Consider the following 16,230-nt stretch of genomic DNA (forward strand, 5'->3'; position numbering starts at 1 on the left):
GTTCACTCGAGGGCGGCCTTTTCTGATCTTGTCGTCAGGCGCTTATTCGGCGTCCTTGGCGGCCTTCTTCTTCGGGGCTGCCTTCTTCTTAGGCTCATCCGCGTCATCGGCCTTTTCAGCCTTGTCGGCCTTCTTGGCAGCGGCCTTCTTCGCCGGCTTGGCCTTGGCGGTATCGCCCTCTTCGTCGTCAGCCATCAGCTCTTCCTTGCTGACCTTGACGTCGGTGACCGAGATCTGGCTGAGCAGATGGTCGACGACCTTCTCCTCGAACATCGGCGCGCGCAGCGTGTTCAGGGCTTCCGGATTGCTGCGATAGAACTCGAAGGCTTCCTGCTGCTGGTTGGCCGGGTAGCGGCGCACCTGCTCGAACAGGCCGCGCTGCAGTTCCTCGTCGGAAACGGTGACGCCGGCCTTCTCGCCGATCTCGGCCAAAACCAGGCCGAGACGCACGCGGCGCTCGGCAAGCCGCAGATATTCGACGCGTGCCTCTTCTTCCGTCGTCTCCTCGTCGGCGAAGGTACGGCCGGCGGCTTCGAGATCGCGGTTGACCTGGGTCCAGATGTTGTTGAACTCGGCATCGACGAGCTTCGACGGCGCCTCGAACGAATAGGCCGCGTCAAGCTGGTCGAGCAGCTGGCGCTTGACCTTCTGGCGGGTCATCGAACCGAACTGGTTCTCGATCTGGCCGCGCACCACGTCGCGCAGGCGCTCCAGCGATTCCAGGCCGAGATTCTTGGCCATTTCGTCGTTGATTTCCAGCGCGCCGGGCTTGGACACTTCCTTGACGGTGACGTCGAAGGTGGCTTCCTTGCCGGCCAGATGCGCTGCCTGGTAGTTTTCCGGGAAAGTGACGGTGACCTGCTTCTCGTCGCCGGCCTTGGCGCCGATCAGTTGGTCCTCGAAGCCCGGAATGAATTCCTTGGACCCCAGAACCAGCGGCTGGTCGGTGCCGGCGCCGCCGGAAAAGGCCTCGCCGTCGATCTTGCCGACATAGTCGATCGAAACGCGGTCGCCTTCGGCGGCCTTGCCGGTCTTCGGCTCGAAGCTTCGCGCCGATTCGGCAACGCGCTGGACCTGTTCGTCGATCTCGCTGTCCGGCACTTCGAATACCTGGCGCGTCACCTTGATGTCGGAGAAATCCTTGATCTCGATCGCCGGGATGACCTCGTAGTTGAGGCGGAATTCGAAGTCGGCGCCGCCGGCCAGGATCTTCTCGGCCTCTTTCTCGTCTTCCGTCATGATCACTTCAGGCTGCATGGCGGCCTTTTCGCCACGCCCCGTGATGATCGAACGGGTCGAATCGTTGAGGATCTCGTTGACCACTTCGGCCATGAACGACTTGCCGTAGACCTTGCGCAAATGCTGCACAGGCACCTTGCCGGGACGGAAGCCGTTGATGCGGACCTTGTTCCTGGCGTCGGACAGCCGCGCCATCAGCTTGGCTTCCATATCACCGGCCGGCACGGTGATCTTGATCTCGCGCTTGAGACCGGAGTTGAGCGTTTCGGTGACCTGCATCGTAAAACCTTTATCTTCACCAAAGAGGCTGCCACGGCGTCTTGCCGTACAGCCTGCCGGTACAATCTTGCCGGGAATGGCTTTTGGCACGGAACCTGGGGATTTGACCGAAATTACGGCTCAAATTCTTCCAAACTGCGTTCCAAGATGTGAATAAGTTCTTGTTTTTCCTACTTCTTATCACATTCTGCAGAAGCGGATCGGCGCGTCCCGTCACATTTGACACGCCTTTTGTCACAGGCGAGGCCAATTTTCAACCATCTTCGCGTTGCAGCGAATGACCGCCCCAACGGTCGACATTTTCGCACCGACATTGACAGAATGATGGCTACATGGGATTGCCCGCCAACGCGGGTATGGCGGAATTGGTAGACGCACCAGATTTAGGTTCTGGCGAGAGATCGTGGGGGTTCGAGTCCCTCTACCCGCACCACCCTTCGCTCTATCGAGCTTCGGGTGGCAGGCCACCCAGGAGCTTGATAAAGCGAAGGGTGTCCTCCGAAGCCGTGGCGTAGGAGGACTGGCGGCGACGGCCTACACTTCAAACACTTGACCGGTAAACCACTCCGCCAATTTCGCCAGCTCCGGCCCCAGCACCCGGTCGGCGTCGACCGGCGGCACGATCTTCCTGATATCCGCGACAAAATCCTGCAATGCCGGCGGCGCGGCGCGTTCAGTGACGTGCAGCGCCTGCGAGGCGATCATGGCCAGCATCGCCATCGCCGCATCAAGGCAGCGTCCGGCGGTCGCCTCCTTGGTCCAGGCGAAGAATGCCGTCGTGGCGACGTCGTCCTGACCGGCGCCCGCCGATTCGGTGCCCGGGATGAAGGTGCGCTGCGCCGCGAGCTTGGCCTGCTCGAGATAGCCGGTGATCGCCATCGGGACATAGCCGACATTGCCGTGGCCGTCGCTGTCGGCCCAGTGGCGCCCGGTCATCAACAGATCGGGCAGCAGCGACACCTTGCCGTTCAGCAGTTTTGAGGCGTGGCGGTCGCAAAGCAGGCAGAGATCGGCCCAGATCGCCGCCAGATCGTCTAATGCCGGCGTCGCAATGGCATTGTGATAGCCGCCGGTGGAGATGCAGCGTCCGAGCGGGTGCGCGGCGTCGGGCGGGATATAGACCGGATTATCCGAGATCGAGGCAAGCGAGACGGTGGCCGCCTGCTCGGCGCCGGTCAGCGCCCGGTGCGCATGGCCGAGCACGCGCGGCACGATGCGGTAGCTGACCGGCGCCTGATAGTTGCGCCGGCCGTCGCCGGCGCCAACCAGGTATTGCCGTAACCCTTGCAAGGCGGCCGCTTCGTGCGCGTCGCCCCACAGCCCGTCGAGCGCGGCATCATAATGCTCGAGCGGCGCACGAAAGGCTTCGATCGACAGCGCAAACACCTTGTGCGCCATCGCGACGCGACGGCGTGCGGCAAGTGCTGCGTCCGCCACAAGGGCGGCAGCGCAGGGCGAGCCGTTGATCAGCGAGCCCCGCTCCTTCACTTCGAGCTCCAGGCCAGCGGTAAGCTCGGCAAACAGCGGATAGAGCGCCAGAATCTCGCCGGCGCCGCCCTGCCCCTGCGACGGCACCACCGGCATCGGGCCGCCGTCGAGCATCGCCGCAACGGCTAGCGCGATGCGCGGCGTGGTGGCGGCATTGCCTTCGATGAAATTGGTCAGCCGCGCCAGCACGATCGCCCTTACGACGCGCTCGGGCAATGGCTCACCGAACGATGTGGCGGCAGCAAAAGCCTTGATGCGCGCATGGCGGTCGCGCTCGTCAAGTTCGAGCTTGCGGCTTGCCAGCTCGCCCATCGCGGTGGTGACGCCGTAGATGACCGGCGGCGGATCGGACTCAATGAGTTTCAGGAACGAGGCGCGGCATTCGGCAATGCGTTGCAAGGCCTTGTCGCCGATTTCGACCGTGTCGTTTCTCCAGGCGACGCGCAAAACGGCATCGAGATTGATATCTTCGCGCGTCGTCACCGTAATCGGCATTGTCTTCGCCCGTCTGGTTTGCATGAGGGCGAAGCGATCGATCGTTGCCGAAATCCATGCCCTGGGTAATGTCTTCTAGTAGAGCGGTTCCTCAAACAATGTCTTGTCGCCGTCCATCAGCGCCTTGATCTGTGCCTGGCCACTGGCGGCGAGCGCGACGCGCACGCCGAATGGCCGCACCCGCATGTCGTTCTGGATCGCCATGCCCTGGCCCTCAGGTAGGTAGAAGCGGTCGATGCCGTATTGCGGTGCGATCGTAGATTCGGGATCAAGCGTCCAGCCCGGCGCGACCTGGCCGACAATATCGGCTTCGTCGGCGGTCGCCGGCGTCGGAGCCTTGCCGAACCAGGCCGTGGTCGCATGCCAATAGCCGTCGGCACCCGGCTTCAGCCGGACCACGATCGGCGTGTTCTCGCTCACGAGCTGGCCGGCCGGGATGTTGGCGATCAGCTTCACCGGCAAGCGCGATATTTCATAGCCGAGGATAATATAGTCGCCGCGCAGCAGATCGCGCGGATCGACCGGCTCGACTTTCAGCAAGACCTCCTTGCCGTTGCGCAGGATCGCCGCGCGGCCGGCGATGATCCAGCTCAGGAAGCCGATCTGGACGAGCGCCAGGACCAGCGCCGAGATGACAAGTTTCTTTCCCGACATCATGCTGCCGCTCCTTCCGGGGCCTTCATGCGTTTTTCCACACGGATGATGACGAGAGCCAGCATGCCGAACAGCACTGCGGCAGCCAGGAAGAAGCCGGCCGTGCCGAGCATCGTCTGCAAGGTCACGACGTAGATAATGGCGAGCTCGAAGGCAAAGCCGGCATAGGCAACCCAGCGCAGCCCCCTGCTCTCGCGCCCGCCCAGCATGATCGCCGCGGCAATGCCGGCCAGCGCGATGACCGACGCAATGGCAAAGCCGTTGCTGAAGGCGTTGTCATCGCCCAGTTCGATCTGCATCATCGCCAGCCCGGTGAGAAAGCCGGTCAAGGCGTGCAAAGGCAACCGCCCGCCGAGCTGCAAGATCCGGTCGGCCGGCCCGGCGGCGAAGATGGAAACCGCAAACAGCAGCGCCGACACCGCGACCAGAGGAATAGCCAGGGCGAGCGTGTTCTGGTCCAGGCCGCGCACCGCGATATAGAAAATGACCGAGAGAATGATCAAGTGGCGTGCCGGCTGGCTACGCGTCCAGAATGAGACGACAAAAAGCACCGGCGCCATCACGACGAAGAAATCCGGAAATACGGGGCGGTCATAAAAGTCGAACGCGCGCACGAACAGCCAGGCAATGGATATGCCGACGGCAGCGACCGTCAGCGGGTTCGAGCGCAACGCCACCGCGGCAAGTGCCGTGCCGATGCCCCAGGTGACGATGGCCGAGGCCTCGTCGCCCGTGAGATGGTACATCTGGCCGATCAGCGCGATCGATCCGCCGAAGGCCGCGGCGGCCACGATCCACAGCGCCTCGCCGATCGCCGCATGGTCGCGCATCTTCAACACCGCGCCGCCGACATAGCCGGCGAGAATGACGGCAAACAGTGTGGCGACCCGCACCAGCCGCGGGATGGCGTCCCAGTTGGCGGCGACGAAGAGCAGGATCGCGGCGCCGAACAGCAGCGCCGCCATCATGGCCAATATAGTGCCGAAGCTCAGCGATTTGCGCTCGTTTGCGTCGATGTCGCGCTTAAGCGCATCGGCCGTCTTTGCGTCGATCAGGCCAGCCTGCAGCCACCGCCCGATATCGGCCCTCGCCCGCGACGAATAGCTCGCCATGCCGCTTCTCCCCCAGATTGGTCTTTCTGACAGCCGATCCGCTCAAATCGTTGACGCAACGTCATTTTCCGATTCGGGTTTCTTCATGACGAAGCGTGAATGCGCGTTAATGTTGCATTGCACAATTTGCATTGCTGCCATGCGCCAACAGCACTTTTAAATCGATATAACCCAGCCTATTTACTGTTCGTACACAAACGGAATGATCCGAAGAAAGACGAAACGAGCACTACCATGAACCTGATCCGCAACTACCGCAACTGGCGCCGCTACCGGGACACCGTCTCCGAGCTGAGCCGCCTGTCGAACCGTGAACTGACCGACCTCGGCATCAGCCGCAGCGACATCCACTACGTCGCCCGCAAGGCGGTCTAATCCTCTTCGGATCGCAAATGGTCCGAACCAGTTTTGAAAAAGAGAACGACAATGAACCTGATCCGCAACTATCGTAACTGGCGCGTTTACCGCGACACCGTTACCGAGCTGGGTCGCCTTTCGAACCGTCAGCTCCATGATCTCGGCATCGTCCGTGACGAGATCAAGATCATCGCCCGCAGGGCGACGATCTAACAAGAATTTGCCAGGGTCGACCTCCTCCCCGACCCTGACGGATACGGTCAGCCTTCACCTCCTCCCGAGGGTTGACCACCAAAACGGCGCCCGCCGCACCTCCTCCCGCGGCGGGCGCTGTTTCCAAACCGAACGCAGTTCGTCTTTCCGAAGCGAACGCTAGTTCGTCTTCAAAGTGAACGCAGTTCGTCTTCCAGGGATTTCGCCTCCCTCGATCCGGCGAAAAGAATTTCGTCAAAGCCGACCTCCTCCCCGGCGATGACGAATACGGCCGATCCCCACCTCCTCCCGAGGATCGGCCCCAAAAACGACACCCGCCGCACCTCCTCCCGCGGCGGGTGTTGTTGTTTTGGGGCAGGCTTTTCAATTGCGCATGCAGTCGATCGAGGCGCTTTACGCCGCCATCAGACCGTCGCCGCGGACATAAGAAAGTCGAGCTCCGTCGTTGCACGACAATGACCCACGCTCGCACCGGCCAATTGCAAACGGCGCGCCAAGCGATTATTCCGGCGCTCATGAGCAAAAATCCAATCCACATCGTCGGCGGCGGCCTCGCCGGCTCCGAAGCCGCCTGGCAGGCAGCGCAGGCCGGCGTTCCCGTCATTTTGCATGAGATGCGGCCGGTGCGCGGCACCGATGCGCACAAGACCGATGGGCTGGCCGAACTCGTCTGTTCCAATTCCTTCCGCTCCGACGATGCCGAGAACAATGCCGTCGGCCTGCTGCATGCCGAAATGCGGCTGGCCGGCTCGCTGATCATGAGTGCTGGCGACGCCAACCAGGTGCCGGCCGGCGGCGCGCTGGCCGTCGATCGCGACGGCTTCTCCGACGCGGTGACGAAGAAGCTCGAAGCCCACCCGCTGATCACCATCCAGCGCGAGGAAGTGCCGGGCCTGCCGCCGGCGGAGTGGGACCAGGCGATCATCGCCACGGGACCGCTGACCGCGCCGTCGCTCGCCCAGTCGATTGCCGAGGCAACCGGCGCCGACGCGCTGGCCTTCTTCGACGCCATCGCCCCGATCATCCATTTCGACACGATCGACATGTACACCTGCTGGTTCCAGTCGCGCTACGACAAGGTTGGGCCCGGCGGCACCGGCAAGGACTACATCAATTGCCCGATGGACAAGGACCAGTATCTCGCCTTCGTACAGGCGCTGGTCGACGGCCAGAAGACCGAATTCAAGCAGTGGGAAGGCACGCCCTATTTCGACGGCTGCCTGCCGATCGAAATCATGGCCGAGCGCGGCGTTGAGACGCTGCGCTACGGGCCGATGAAGCCGATGGGGCTGACCAATGCCCACAATCCGACGGTAAAAGCCTATGCCGTGGTGCAGCTGCGCCAGGACAATGCGCTGGGCACGCTCTACAACATGGTCGGTTTCCAGACCAAGCTGAAGCATGCCGAGCAGGTGCGCGTCTTCCGCACCATTCCGGGCCTGGAAAACGCCGAGTTCGCCCGTCTCGGCGGCCTGCACCGCAACACCTACATCAATTCGCCGACCTTGCTCGACGCCTCGCTGCAGCTGAAGTCGCGGCCGGGCCTGCGCTTTGCCGGCCAGATCACCGGCTGCGAGGGCTATGTCGAGAGCGCGGCGATCGGCCTGCTCGCCGGCCGCTTCGCCGCCGCCGAGCGGCTCGGCCACGCGCCATCGCTGCCACCGCTCACCACCGCCTTCGGCGCCCTGCTCAACCACATCACCGGCGGCCACATCGTTTCCGACGACGAGCTGGGCAAACGCTCGTTCCAGCCGATGAACGTCAATTTCGGCCTGTTCCCGCCGGTGGAAGCACCGAAGACCGAAGGCAAACGCCTGCGCGGCAAGGACAAGACGGTGGCCAAGCGCCACGCGATCACCTCACGCGCGCGGGCAGATTGTCGGGAGTGGCTAGGGCTGCCGGCGCAAACATCGGAAGCTGCTGAATAGCCAAGTCTCAGAGTCCTAACGCGATCGACTAACTCGCTGGCCAACCGCGCGTTGCGCGCCTGAGCAACAGCCAATGCCGGCGCAGAGCCGAAAGCCGGGCTGCGCCACCAAGCGGCGAGCGGCCATTGGCCATCTTGCCGAGATAGGCGCTGGTCAGCGCCAGCGGCAGGAACGCCGGACGCAGCGTTTCCGGAAGTGCGGACGCCCCTTGCTCGAAAGCGCGGAGATGCTCCTGCGCCAATGCAATCATCGCAGCCACCGCGCGCTGAGCGCCGGGGCCGCCGTCGCCGCTGACGAACTCCTCCGGCGACGAGCCGGCCGCGGCAAGGATATCCGCCGGCACGAAGCATTGCCCGCGTCGGCGATGCAGCGGCAACAGCAGCAACAGGCCGGTCATCGCCTGGGCGCAGCCGGCCCTGCCCGCCAGTTCGGCAAAGCGCGGCGCCTCAATGGGATCGAGCACCATCGCCGCCAGCTGGATCAGCGCGGCCGCCGTCTCGCCGCAATATCCCTCGAGATCGGTGCGCGACGGCATCGGATCGTCATAGAGGTCGAAGATGCGGGCCTCGAGCATGTTGCGAAAGGCAGTTTTGGGCAGGCCATGGGCAGAAATCGTCGCCTTCAGCGCATCGGCGAGCGGGTTGCCTGTGGCTGCGGCTTCAGCAGCGATGACATCGCGCCACCATTGCAGCCTCACTTCGCCCGGCAATGCCTCGTGGATGCGGTCTCGGACAGACGCAATCTCGGCATTGAAGGCGTAAAGCGAAAACAGCGCCGCGCGCTTGTTGGCCGGTGCATAGAGTGCGCTGACATAGCGGTCATGGTCGCCGGCGCGCACCGTCTCCATGACGATGTCAGCTGTATCGGTCACGTCAGTCGACGGCGATCAGCGCCGCGGCCACGGCGCGGTCTTCGGCAAGCAGAACATTGTAGGTCCGCACCGCTGCCCCCGTCGACATCGGGTCGGAGCCAATGCCAGCCGCCTTCAGCGCCGCCCGAAGTGCTGCCGGCAAGGGCCGCAAATCCTTGCCTGTGCCGACCAGCAGGATCTCGACCTTGTCGGCCTCGGCCAGCAGCAGGTCGAAATCCGCCGCCGTCAGGGCCAGCGGATCGGCCGGCTCCCAGCCATGGATGCCGGAGGGCAGGCACAGAAGCGAGCCGCGATGCGACATGTCGGCGAAGCGGAAGCCGCCATTGCCGTAGGCTTCGATCGGCGCCCGTCCGGGGAAATGCGCCTCGCGGATGACGATGCCTTTTGCCACCAGCGCAGCCGTCAGGTCGCCATGGCCTTGCCGCCACCAACCGGCTTCTCCTCATCGGCGCTCGCTCCCTGCGGCCTGAGCCTGAACAGGATCAGCAAGGGCGCTGCGATGAAGATCGACGAATAGGTGCCGAAGACGACGCCGAACAGCATCGCCATGGTGAACGAGCGGATCACCTCGCCGCCGAACAACACCAGCGCCAGCAGCGCCAGGATGGTCGTGACCGAGGTCAGCGTCGTTCTCGACAGCGTCTCGTTGATGGCGTTGTTCAACAATTGCGGCAGCGGCATTCGCTTGTATTTTCGCAAATCTTCTCGAACACGGTCATAGACGACGATCGTGTCGTTGAGCGAATAGCCGATAATGGTCAGGATCGCCGCCAGCGAAGACTGGTTGAATTCGAGCCCGGTGATGACGAAGAAGCCCAGCGTCATCACCACATCGTGCACCGTCGCCACGATGGCGCCGACCGCGAACTGCCATTCGAAGCGGAACCAGACATAGACCAGGATGCCGATCAGCGCGATGATCATGGCAATCGTGCCTTGCTTGGCCAGCTCGCCCGAAACGGTGGGACCCACTACCTCGACGCGGCGAAAATCGTAATTGTCCTGGAGCTCGCCGCGCACCTTGTCGATGACGGTCTGCTCGGCGTTCTCGCCGCCATCCTGGGTGCCGACGCGGATCAGCACGTCGTTCGGCGCGCCGAATTGCTGGACCTGCACTTCACCGATGTTTAGCTCCGACAGCCGGCTTCTGATATCGCCAATATCGGCGTCGCCTTGCTTGGACTGCACCTCGATGATCGAGCCGCCCTTGAAGTCGATGCCGTAATTGATGTCGACGGTCATGAACAGCACGACCGAGAGGACAGACAGCAGGCTGGACAGTGCGAAGGTCCAGCGGCGGATGCCCATGAACGGGATTTTCGTGCCGGCCGGAACGAAGGTCACCGGCGCACGCGGCAATTCCTTCGGACGCGCGCGGCGCAGCCAGATCGACACCAGCAGACGGGTGAAGGTGAAGGCGGTGAACACCGTGGTCAGGATGCCGATGGCATAGGTGATGGCGAAGCCCTTCACCGGTCCGGTGCCGAGATAGAACAGCACGACCGTGGCAATCAGCGACGTCACGTTGGAATCCACGATGGTCGCCAACGCCTTGGTGAAGCCTGTGTCGATCGACTGGATGACCGAACGGCCGGCCCGTCGCTCCTCGCGGATGCGCTCATAGATCAGCACGTTGGAATCGACCGCCATGCCGATGGTCAGCACGATACCGGCAATGCCGGGCAAGGTCAGCGTCGCGCCAAGCAGCGACAAAACCCCGACGATCATCGCCACGTGCACGGCGAGCGCAATGTTGGCGAGGAAGCCCAGAAGTCCGTACGCGACGAACATGAAGGCGACGACGAGAATGGAGCCGATGATGCCGGCGACCTTGCCGGCATGGATCGAATCCTGGCCGAGGCCCGGGCCCACCGTGCGTTCTTCGATCACGGTCAGCTTTGCCGGCAACGCACCGGCCCGCAGCAGCACGGCGAGGTCGTTGGCGCTTTCGGCGGTGAAATTGCCTGAAATCTGGCCGCTGCCGCCGAGGATCGGTTCGCGGATCACCGGCGCCGAAATCACCTGATTGTCGAGGATGATGGCGAACGGCTTGCCGACATTCTGCTGGGTCGCCTGGCCGAACCGTGTCGCACCGCGCGAGTTGAAGACGAACGAAACCACCGGCTCGTTGTTTCGGGAATCATAAGTTGCGGTGGCCTTGGCAAGATCCTCGCCGGACACGATGACGCGATTTTCCACCAGATACGGAACCGGCGGATCGTCCTGCGAATAAAGCACCGAGGAGCCTGCCGGCGGGCGGCCGTTCAGCGCATCCTGCACCGACATCGAGGTATCGACCATCTGGAAGGTCATCTTGGCGGTCTGGCCGATGATCTCCTTCAGCCTTTGCGGATCCTGCAGGCCCGGCACCTGGACGAGCACACGATCGTCGCCCTGGCGCTGCACGATCGGCTCGGTGGTGCCGAGTTCGTTGACGCGACGCTCGACGACTTCGATCGACTGCGCCAATGCGGCTGAGGTGCGGTATTTGATGCCGGCGTCGGTGACGGTGAATTTGAGCAGCCCGGCTTCGGAATCATCCAGGGACATTTCCTGGATGGAGCCACCGGTGAACAGGCCGGCGGCGACCGGATCGGTCAGCGGCTTAAGCGCCGTCTTAGCGGCATCGATCTGGGTTGGATCGGTGATGCGCACTTGTACGGTCCTGCCGGTGCCGCCAAGGCCGGTATAGCCCACCTTGGCATCGCGCAGCAGCGTGCGGATCTCGTCGCGCGTCGTTTCCAGCTGCGCCTTGACGAGATCATTCTGGTCCATCTGCAAGAGGATGTGCGAACCGCCCTGCAGATCGAGACCAAGCGTCATCTGCCGCTTCGGCACCCAGTTGGGCAATTGCGCCAATGTGCTGGCCGGGAAGAGATTTGGCGCGGCAAGGATGAATGTGACGGCCACGGCGATCCAGATCAGGATCATCTTCAGGCGCGAAAAATACAGCATATGGCGTTGTCCGTCAGGGCGTACTGGCGGATCGTTCCGCCGACAATTCGGTTATTTCTTGGCGTTCTTATTTGCCACCGGCTCGCCCTTAACCCGCACTTCGCCGATTGTCGAGCGCGCTGAGGTCAATTTGGCGCTGCCGCCGGCAGCGGTTTCGGCGTCAATCGCCTCTGTCGGTTCCCATTCTAATTCTGATCACCGCCGGGCGCTATCGTGCGCTACTCGACTATTTTCAATTGTGCAGGCATCGGTCCGGAACGCAAAAGCAAGGCCAGATCATCGGCGTTCTCCTTGGTGAGGTTGCCCGATATCTGGCCGCGGCCGTTAAGAATTGGCTCGCGGACGACTGGCACCGAAAGCACTTGGTTGTCGAGGATCATCGCAAATCGCTTGCCGACATTCTGCGAGGTCGCCTGCGCAACGCGTGCCGTTGCCCTGGAATCGAAGGTGAACGAAACCGCCGGCTCATTTGTGACGGAGTTGGGAGTCGCCTGAGCATTGACAATGTCGTCACTGGAAACGATCGTCCGGCTCTCAACCAGATAGGGAACCGGTGGATCGTCCTTCGAATAAACCACCACCGAGCCAGCGGGCGTCCGGCCATTGATCGCATCAGCGACCGGCATCGACTCATCAACCCACTGAAAGGTCAGCATTCCGGTTCGGGTGAGAATTCTCCTCAGCCTTTGCAGATCCGCAACGCCCGAGGTCCGGACCAGCATACCGTCTTCGCCCTCTGGCTGAACTACTGGGTCGGCAACACCAAGATCACGCAGGCGATTCTTAATGACCACGATCGACTGCGCAAGCGCGATCGAAATCCGATACTTGATGCCTGTGTCTGTTACCTTGAACTTGAGCAACGCTGCTCCGGTATCATCCAGGATCATTTCCTGGACCGGACCAGCGCTGCCAAGGACAGGATCAGTCACCGCCTTCAATGCCATCTTGGCCGCGCCGACCTGAGCGGCGTCGGTGATATGCACCTGAACGGCCCGACCCGATTTAGCGAGAGCAGTATAGCCGATCCTTGCATCGCGCAGCAGCGTCCTGATTTCGTCACGCGTCGCCTCCAACCGGCGATCGATCACATCGGTCGCGTCCAATCGAAGCAGCACGTCCGGGCCGGCAGCGTGAAGACTGGGCGCGTCGACGAGCATTGTGGCGATAGCAAGCCAGATCAGGATCATTTTCAGGCGCGAAAAATGGACCATACGCCGTCTTTTGTCAGAGCTCTGCCCGCGGATCGCTCCGCTTGGGAAACTGGCTTACTTCTTGGCGTTCTGGTTGGCCACCGGCTCGCCCTTGACCCGCACGTCGGCGATCGTCGAGCGCAGCGCCGTCACCTTGGTGCCGCCGCCAAGGTCGATCTCGAGTTCGTGGTCGTCGATCACCTTGGTCACCTTGCCGACGAAGCCGCCGCCGGTGATGACCGTGTCGCCACGGCGCACGGCCGAGATCATCTCCTGGCGCTTCTTCAACTGGGCGCGCTGCGGCCGGATGATGAGGAAATACATGATCACGAAGATCAGAACGAACGGGAGTATCATGCCGATATCCCCGAACGGACCAAGCGGAGTTCCGGTAGCTTGGGCGTATGCCGGTGTGACGAACATCAAGAACTCCTGGTTACGAAGAAGGCCGTAGGGCGGCCTCGCCAAATTTGGCCGGAATATAGTGGGTAAAGTTACCAATGCAACTGCGCGGCCGGGCTTTCAGCTGCTTTTCCGGCCGGTTGACCCGTGTTAGAGCATGCTCCCGGAATACGGGCGTGGTTTTCGCAAAAGATCATGCCCAAACAAAAGCTTGGAGCCAGTTTCTATCTCGCCCGGATCAAGACGATTTCGGCCCCTACGCACGTTCGTGCGGAAACATAAAAGACGAGACATGACCGACAGCACCATCGAGGCCCTGAACCAAAAGCTCGACCGCCTGATCGAGGCGGTCACCCGCCTCGCTCCGCCGCCAGTGCCGCAGACCGATCTTGCCGTGGCCGATTGCTTTGTCTGGCAGGCCGATCCCGGCTATCTCGAGCCGGTGCGCAAGGTCAACCGCGTCGACATCGGCCTGATCCGCGGCGTCGACCGCGTGCGCGACATTCTGGTCGACAACACGGAACGCTTCGCCGCCGGCCATGCCGCCAACAATGTGTTGTTGTGGGGCGCGCGCGGCATGGGCAAATCCTCCCTGGTCAAGGCCGTGCATGCGCAGATCAACGCCAGGGCAAAATCCGACCCGCCGCTCAAGCTGATCGAGATCCATCGCGAGGATATCGACACGCTGCCCAGGCTGATGGGCCTGCTGAAGGCGGCGCCGTTTCGCTTCATCCTGTTTTGCGACGACCTCTCCTTCGACCATGACGACACCTCCTACAAGTCGCTTAAGGCAGCCCTTGAAGGCGGCGTCGAGGGCCGCCCGGCCAATGTCATCTTCTACGCCACGTCGAACCGCCGGCACCTGTTGCCGCGCGACATGATCGACAATGAGCGCTCGACCGCCATCAACCCGTCCGAGGCGGTCGAGGAAAAGGTTTCACTGTCCGATCGTTTCGGCCTGTGGCTCGGCTTCCACAAGTGCTCGCAGGACGAATATCTCGACATGGTCAACGGCTATGCCAGCCATCACGGGCTCACTATCGACCCGGAGCAGCTGCGCGCCGAGGCGCTGGAATGGGCAACGACGCGCGGCAGCCGCTCGGGCCGCGTCGCCTGGCAGTTCACCCAGGATCTGGCCGGCCGGCTCGGCAAGCCGCTGAACGACTGATTGATTTCCGTCAGGTCACTGAAAAAGCCCGCCCCTTGCGGAGCGGGCTGAGCCGGCGGGCCGGACTGGAGGTCAGACGGCCTGCAAAACGTTTATTGTTCTATTCGAGATAGCCAGAGGGGTCGACCGGGGCCGAGTTCTTGCGCACTTCGAAGTGCAGTTTCGGTGAGTCGGTGGTGCCGCTCATGCCCGACAGCGCGATTTCCTGGCCGCGCTTGACCTTCTGGCCGCGCTGCACCTCGATCGACCTGGCGTGGCCATAGACGGTGACCAGCCCGTTTTCGTGGCGCACCAGCACCGTATTGCCGAATTCCTTGAGGCCGTCGCCGGCATAGATGACCACGCCATTCTCGGCCGCCTTGACCGGCGTCCCCTCAGGCACGGCGATGTCGACGCCATCCTTGCCGCCACCAAAATTGGAGATGACGCGGCCACGCACCGGCCAACGCATCTTGCCGATGCCGGTGGCATCGGGCGCAACAGCATCGTCGTCCTCGGCCTGCTGGATAACCTTGGCGTCCTTCTTCGGCGGCGTGTAGGTGGCGAGCGTCTCCGTCGGCTTTGCCGCCGGTTGGGTGGTCGCGGTCGTCACCGGATCAACTTTGGCCGGCTTGGCGCTGGCGACCGTTGCAGTGCCACCTGCCGGAACCTTCAGCGTCTGGCCGATCTTGAGCAGGCCGTCTTGCATGCCGTTCGCCTGCTTCAGCGCCACGACGCCAACGCCGGTCTTCCTGGCGATGGAGGACAGGCTGTCGCCCGACTGGACCGTGTAGGTGCCCGCGCCGGCTTTTGGCGCGGCCGAGGCAGTCTGCGCCGGCTTGTCGGTCTTCGGCTTGTTCGCTGCCGAAGCGTCAACCTGCGCGGCGGACTTGCCGTCCTTGAGTTTCGGCTGCTGCGGCAGTACGGCGACCTTCTCCGGCGCCGGCGCCTTGGGGCTGTTTGCCGGCTTGCCGTCGGCAAGTTTCGGCTCTGTCCCCTTGCTTGAATAGGCATAGGCCGGGATGACCAGTTTCTGACCGGTCTTCAGCCCCTTGGTGGCGCTCAAGCCGTTGACCTTCATGATCACGTCGGCGGGCACATGATAGCGATGAGCGATGCCGGAAATGGTCTCGCCGTCGCTGACCACGATCTCGGTCGCATGCGGCGTACCAGCCGCAAGTGGTTTCGGATCGGAGTCACCGGCATTCTTGAACGGCCTCGCCGGCTGGACGGTGCCGGTAGTCGTTCTGTCGACATGCGGTGCCGGTGCAAGCGCCGGCGCGGAAGCGGTGCGCATCGGAGCAGCTTTGGGCGCGCTCGGCGGCGGCAGCTGCTGGACGGTGACTGGCTCCAGGCTGGAGCGGCTGACCGACTGGTTATGGCTGCCATCGACAGGTGCCGCAGCGATCGGCTCGGCCGCCACATCGCCCGGATAGGGCTGCGCAGTGCTCTGCTTGTCGATGATGGCACGCTGATTGTTGGTCGAGGAGGTGAAGACGTCGTCGACACCATTGAACCGCGAGACTTGGGAGCTACACCCCGCCGCCACTCCGGCTAGCATGAGGACAGCGCAGCCCCGCGACAGAGTACGCCCGTTTGCCTTCAAAACACTGAATTGCATCGCACTAACCCGCACAGACCCGGTACACACTGGTCATGATTAAAGCGCGTTAATGTTACTGGCGGGTTAACCCCATAGAATCAGACGCAAATTTTCTTAAAACATTTTCGAACGCGCCGAAGGTGCGTTGAGATTCAGGTCAGGCCGAGTCGAAAATGACAGGTTCTGAGAACCGGCCTACGCCGGCCGTAGCCTTCATAGAGCGGAGGCATTTATGACGGCTTCGACCGGCGAAGGCCGGAGCGGAGCGTACTCAAACATGTGAGCACCGGAAGC

14 protein-coding genes and 1 tRNA gene are annotated in these 16,230 nt (G+C 62.6%); 5 read left to right on the plus strand and 10 right to left on the minus strand.

Translation table 11 applies throughout. The annotated features are described in order from the left end of the window. Positions 1-42: 42 nt before the first annotated feature. Positions 43-1,518: a trigger factor gene (gene tig, locus NLY37_RS10985; RefSeq protein ID WP_023741495.1), complete on the minus strand. Its 1,476-nt coding sequence runs from the start codon at positions 1,516-1,518 to the stop codon at positions 43-45. A 350-nt stretch (positions 1,519-1,868) separates the two neighbouring features. Between tig and NLY37_RS10990 the strand changes: the two genes are divergently transcribed. After that, positions 1,869-1,951 (plus strand) — tRNA-Leu (locus tag NLY37_RS10990). A 101-nt stretch (positions 1,952-2,052) separates the two neighbouring features. Here NLY37_RS10990 and NLY37_RS10995 read toward each other — a convergent pair. The 3 genes from NLY37_RS10995 to NLY37_RS11005 all read right to left on the minus strand — a co-directional run bounded on the left by NLY37_RS10995 (position 2,053) and on the right by NLY37_RS11005 (position 5,267). Further along, on the minus strand, positions 2,053-3,501 hold the full coding sequence (locus NLY37_RS10995) for an aromatic amino acid lyase (protein ID WP_023741496.1): 1,449 nt from the start codon (positions 3,499-3,501) through the stop codon (positions 2,053-2,055). Positions 3,502-3,576: 75 nt separating this feature from the next. Beyond that, positions 3,577-4,158, minus strand: a complete 582-nt coding sequence (locus NLY37_RS11000) for a GDYXXLXY domain-containing protein (RefSeq protein ID WP_023741497.1) — start codon at positions 4,156-4,158, stop codon at positions 3,577-3,579. Further along, positions 4,155-5,267 (minus strand): DUF2157 domain-containing protein, encoded by a 1,113-nt coding sequence (locus NLY37_RS11005; RefSeq protein ID WP_023741498.1) that lies wholly within the window; start codon positions 5,265-5,267, stop codon positions 4,155-4,157. The genes NLY37_RS11000 and NLY37_RS11005 overlap by 4 nt, the downstream gene beginning before the upstream one ends. Before the next feature lie 234 nt (positions 5,268-5,501). Between NLY37_RS11005 and NLY37_RS11010 the strand changes: the two genes are divergently transcribed. The 3 genes from NLY37_RS11010 to trmFO all read left to right on the plus strand — a co-directional run bounded on the left by NLY37_RS11010 (position 5,502) and on the right by trmFO (position 7,765). Continuing rightward, positions 5,502-5,642 (plus strand): DUF1127 domain-containing protein, encoded by a 141-nt coding sequence (locus tag NLY37_RS11010; protein ID WP_006335194.1) that lies wholly within the window; start codon positions 5,502-5,504, stop codon positions 5,640-5,642. Between the two features lie 51 nt (positions 5,643-5,693). Then, complete coding sequence (locus tag NLY37_RS11015; RefSeq protein ID WP_023667673.1) at positions 5,694-5,837, plus strand: DUF1127 domain-containing protein; 144 nt, start codon at positions 5,694-5,696, stop codon at positions 5,835-5,837. Positions 5,838-6,352: 515 nt separating this feature from the next. Further along, a complete protein-coding gene (trmFO, locus tag NLY37_RS11020) occupies positions 6,353-7,765 on the plus strand; it encodes a methylenetetrahydrofolate--tRNA-(uracil(54)-C(5))-methyltransferase (FADH(2)-oxidizing) TrmFO (RefSeq protein ID WP_023741499.1) in 1,413 nt (470 codons plus the stop codon). 28 nt (positions 7,766-7,793) lie between these two features. Here trmFO and NLY37_RS11025 read toward each other — a convergent pair whose 3' ends face one another. The 5 genes from NLY37_RS11025 to yajC all read right to left on the minus strand — a co-directional run bounded on the left by NLY37_RS11025 (position 7,794) and on the right by yajC (position 13,207). Then, positions 7,794-8,612, minus strand: coding sequence for a phytoene/squalene synthase family protein (locus tag NLY37_RS11025; RefSeq protein WP_023741500.1), 819 nt, complete (start codon positions 8,610-8,612; stop codon positions 7,794-7,796). 25 nt (positions 8,613-8,637) lie between these two features. Then, positions 8,638-9,027 carry an Mth938-like domain-containing protein gene (locus NLY37_RS11030; protein ID WP_023667676.1) on the minus strand — a complete coding sequence of 130 codons (390 nt, stop codon included), beginning with the start codon at positions 9,025-9,027 and terminating at the stop codon, positions 8,638-8,640. Positions 9,028-9,038: 11 nt separating this feature from the next. Beyond that, on the minus strand, positions 9,039-11,591 hold the full coding sequence (gene secDF, locus NLY37_RS11035) for a protein translocase subunit SecDF (protein ID WP_023741501.1): 2,553 nt from the start codon (positions 11,589-11,591) through the stop codon (positions 9,039-9,041). A 218-nt stretch (positions 11,592-11,809) separates the two neighbouring features. After that, positions 11,810-12,805 carry a SecDF P1 head subdomain-containing protein gene (locus tag NLY37_RS11040; RefSeq protein WP_023741502.1) on the minus strand — a complete coding sequence of 332 codons (996 nt, stop codon included), beginning with the start codon at positions 12,803-12,805 and terminating at the stop codon, positions 11,810-11,812. Positions 12,806-12,859: 54 nt separating this feature from the next. Further along, positions 12,860-13,207 (minus strand): preprotein translocase subunit YajC, encoded by a 348-nt coding sequence (yajC, locus tag NLY37_RS11045; protein WP_023741503.1) that lies wholly within the window; start codon positions 13,205-13,207, stop codon positions 12,860-12,862. Between the two features lie 271 nt (positions 13,208-13,478). Here yajC and NLY37_RS11050 point away from each other — a divergent pair, with 271 nt between their 5' ends. After that, positions 13,479-14,354, plus strand: a complete 876-nt coding sequence (locus tag NLY37_RS11050) for an ATP-binding protein (RefSeq protein ID WP_023741504.1) — start codon at positions 13,479-13,481, stop codon at positions 14,352-14,354. Between the two features lie 100 nt (positions 14,355-14,454). On the opposite strand, the gene NLY37_RS11055 is transcribed toward NLY37_RS11050, so the two are convergent. Then, positions 14,455-15,954, minus strand: coding sequence for a peptidoglycan DD-metalloendopeptidase family protein (locus tag NLY37_RS11055; RefSeq protein WP_023667682.1), 1,500 nt, complete (start codon positions 15,952-15,954; stop codon positions 14,455-14,457). Between the last annotated feature and the right edge of the window lie 276 nt (positions 15,955-16,230).

Source organism: Mesorhizobium sp. C395A (assembly GCF_030323205.1).
Lineage (GTDB): Bacteria > Pseudomonadota > Alphaproteobacteria > Rhizobiales > Rhizobiaceae > Mesorhizobium.